Annotated in this window: 3 protein-coding genes; 2 read left to right on the top strand and 1 reads right to left on the bottom strand. The window is 70.7% G+C overall.

The window, feature by feature from the left end:
• Window positions 1-65: 65 nt before the first annotated feature.
• Both ccsB and P1P75_RS40695 read left to right on the top strand, forming a co-directional pair.
• Window positions 66-1184: a c-type cytochrome biogenesis protein CcsB gene (gene ccsB, locus P1P75_RS40690; RefSeq protein ID WP_319264847.1), complete on the top strand. Its 1119-nt coding sequence runs from the start codon at window positions 66-68 to the stop codon at window positions 1182-1184.
• Between the two features lie 79 nt (window positions 1185-1263).
• Window positions 1264-1653, top strand: coding sequence for a hypothetical protein (locus tag P1P75_RS40695; protein ID WP_319264850.1), 390 nt, complete (start codon window positions 1264-1266; stop codon window positions 1651-1653).
• 48 nt (window positions 1654-1701) lie between these two features.
• Here P1P75_RS40695 and P1P75_RS40700 read toward each other — a convergent pair whose 3' ends face one another.
• Entirely contained in the window at window positions 1702-3240 is a 1539-nt protein-coding gene (locus P1P75_RS40700) for a hypothetical protein (protein WP_319264853.1), read from the bottom strand.
• Between the last annotated feature and the right edge of the window lie 28 nt (window positions 3241-3268).

Consider the following 3268-nt stretch of genomic DNA (forward strand, 5'->3'; position numbering starts at 1 on the left):
ATTTTTTTAAAGAAATCCCCCGACACCCCCGATCCCCGAGCCGTACCTGCCGAAGGGTCTGAGAAGTGACTCTCGCCGCCGCAACCGACCTCGCCGGCGCGGTGAACCTCGCCGCCGCGAACAACGAGAACCTCGCGAGCATCAGCAACACGCTGATCTACTCCGCGATGGCCGTCTACACCCTGGCCTTCTTCGCCTACATCGCCGAATGGACCTTCGGCGGCCGCAGCAAGGTCGGCCGTACCGCCGCCGCGCTGACCGCCCAGGCCGCGGCCAGGAAGACGGCCCCGGCCGTCACCGTGCAGAAGGGCGGCGGCACCGCCGTCCTGGAGCGGCCGAAGGTCGTGGTGCGGTCCGCCACCGGTACCCGCGACGTGCCCGACGGTCCGGGCGCGCACGGCGGGGACGAACAGGGCGACCTCTACGGCCGTATCGCCATCTCCCTCACGGTGCTCGCCTTCGCGATCGAGTTCGGCGGGGTGCTCACCCGCGCGCTCTCGGTGCAGCGGGCGCCGTGGGGCAACATGTACGAGTTCAACATCACCTTCTCCACGGTGGCCGTCGGCGTGTACCTCACGCTGCTGGCCCTGCGCAAGAACGTGCGCTGGCTCGGACTGTTCCTCATCACCTCGGTCCTGCTCGACCTCGGCCTCGCCGTCACCGTGCTGTACACGGCGAGCGACCAGCTGGTCCCGGCCCTGCACTCGTACTGGCTGTACATCCACGTCTCCACCGCGATCTTCTGCGGCGCGGTGTTCTACGTCGGCGCGGTCTCCACGATCCTGTACCTCTTCAAGGACTCCTACGAGAGCAAGCTGGTGAGCGGCGGCAAGCCCGGGAAGTTCGCCAACTCGGTCCTCGACCGGCTGCCCGCCGCGGCCACCCTCGACAAGTTCGCCTACCGCGTCAACGCGGCCGTGTTCCCGCTGTGGACGTTCACGATCATCGCGGGCGCGATCTGGGCGGGTGACGCCTGGGGCCGCTACTGGGGCTGGGACCCCAAGGAGACCTGGTCCTTCATCACCTGGGTCGCCTACGCCTGCTACCTGCACGCCCGCGCCACCGCCGGCTGGAAGGGCCGCAAGGCCGCCTACCTGGCCCTGGCCGCCTTCGGCTGCTGGCTGTTCAACTACTACGGCGTCAACATCTTCGTCACCGGCAAGCACTCGTACGCCGGTGTGTAGACGGCAGCCTTCGCGGTAGCCCAGTGGTGTGACCCTCGGTAACAACGCGAAAGCGGTTCCCGGGGGTCACTCTGGTGTCATGAGCGGTTCCATCGAACAGGGCTCCAGTCAGACCCACGGGAACACGCACATCCTGCATTTCCTGGTGCGGCTCCCGCGGCCCGTCGAGGCGGTCTGGCCCGCCCTCGCCACCGCCGAAGGGCTCTCGGGCTGGTACGGCCCCGTCGACGTCCTCGAACCCCGGCTGGGCGGAGTGATCGGCCTGCCCGGCCTGGGTGCCGGACAGGTCACCGCCTGGGACGTGGAGCGGGTCGCCGAGTACACGGTGGAGGGCGGCGGCCGGATGCGCTTCCACCTGGAGCACGACGACGAGGGCGGCACCGCCCTCCGCTTCACCCACGAGTTCCAGGGCGAGGGCGAGACGGAGCCCCGCTGGCGGGCAAGATTCGAACGGTTGATCGGATCGTGAAGGGGGGTGGGGTGCCAGGCCTCCCGGCCCGTCGGCAGGCTCCGACGACTACGACGGCGGCAGGCACTCCTTCGCCGGCGGCTTCCCCTCCGGCCACGCGATCCGCACGAAGCGCGAACCGCCCTCGGGTGTCAGCTCCACGATCGGTACGGCCTTGTTGTACGGGTTGCCGTGCACGTCCAGGCAGATCCAGCCGCTCGCCCCGTTCACCCGCAGCGAGCCCTTGACCTGCGGCCACTGGAGGCCCACCTCCGCCAGCGGCGGCACCGCCGCGCCGTCCGCTGTCGCCTCGCGGACACCGTGCACCGCCAGCCGCACCGCGTCGTACCCGATGATCAGCTGACCGTCCTCCAGGCCCCTCCCGCCGGTCTCCCCGATCGGCCCGACCGGCGCACGCCCGGCGCGGGCCAGCAGATCGGTCAGCGTCTGCGCGTCCCGCGCCGAGCCGCCCGTCACCGCCGGGTCGCTCGGCCAGGCGTCCGGGTGGGCGAGGGCGGTGTAGCGCACGGACAGGTTGTGCGTGAGAGCGGTTCGGTCGAGCTTCGTGTCGCCCGTCAGGTACGAGCCCTCGTCACCCGTCAGCAGCGTGAACCGCCGGTCCTGGCAGCCGCGGGTGCCCAGCGCGTTGATGAACTGCCGCAACTGCGTGTGCCGGCCGGCGAACAGGATGGTGTCCGTGCCCGGCGCGGTGTCGCACACCAGATGCGTGATCTGCCGGAACGTGTTCGCCGTCGTCCCCTCCCGGGTCCGGTCGGCCGGCGGCGTGAACGGCTGCGGCTCGTACGGCGAGCCCTCGATCAGCGCGGCGAACGACGCCTGGAGCGTCCGCGTGTACGGATCACCCGGCTTGTCGTACACCAGCAGCGCCCGCCCCGCGCTCACCTTCGCGAAGGAGGCCAGCGCCCGCGCCTCGTCGGTGTTGGTCGGGGCGACCCGCGCGAGTCCGGGGAACGGGTCCTTGCCGTCCTGCCCGTTGGCGAGATCGTCGGCGGTGATCGAGGCGCCGATCACCGGGATGCCCCGCCGGGTCATTTCCGCAACGGCCTTCTTGTTGTTGTCGGTGCTCTGGCCGACCCCGGCCACCGCGCGCAGCCGGTCGGCGCTCTTCGTCATCCGCTCCAGCTGGTCGACCATCACCTCCCAGTGCTCGCTGGTGGCACCGGGATTGGCGAGCACCAGCCGGATCGCCGGGGCCTGCCCGTTGGAGGTGTGGTTGGCCTGCCACTGCGCCAGGTAGGCGCCCTGCACCTCGTGCAGGATGTCGCTCAGCGTCGACGGGGTGGTGGCCGTGTACGGCAGCATCAGCGCCACCGTCACGTAACTCCCCGCCTTCAGCGCGTCGTTCTCCCGGTCGATCGCCCGCACCGCCTCCCGCAGTCGCGGCTGCCCGAAGTCGTAGGCGTCCGTCGTCACGCCCACGCACTCCCCGCTGCCCTCGGGCCGGGACACTCCGGGCGCGCACGAACGGTCCTCACGGGTCACCGTCCGCACCGCGAAGAACGCTCCGGCGACCAGCGCGAGGGTCGCCAGCAGGGCGATGTACCGGTAGAGGCGGATCTCCCACACCTCGCGCAGCCACCGCACCAACGGACCGCCCGTCCCCGCGCCCCCGCCC

Source organism: Streptomyces sp. ID05-39B (assembly GCF_033794725.1).
Taxonomy (GTDB): domain Bacteria; phylum Actinomycetota; class Actinomycetes; order Streptomycetales; family Streptomycetaceae; genus Streptomyces; species Streptomyces bobili.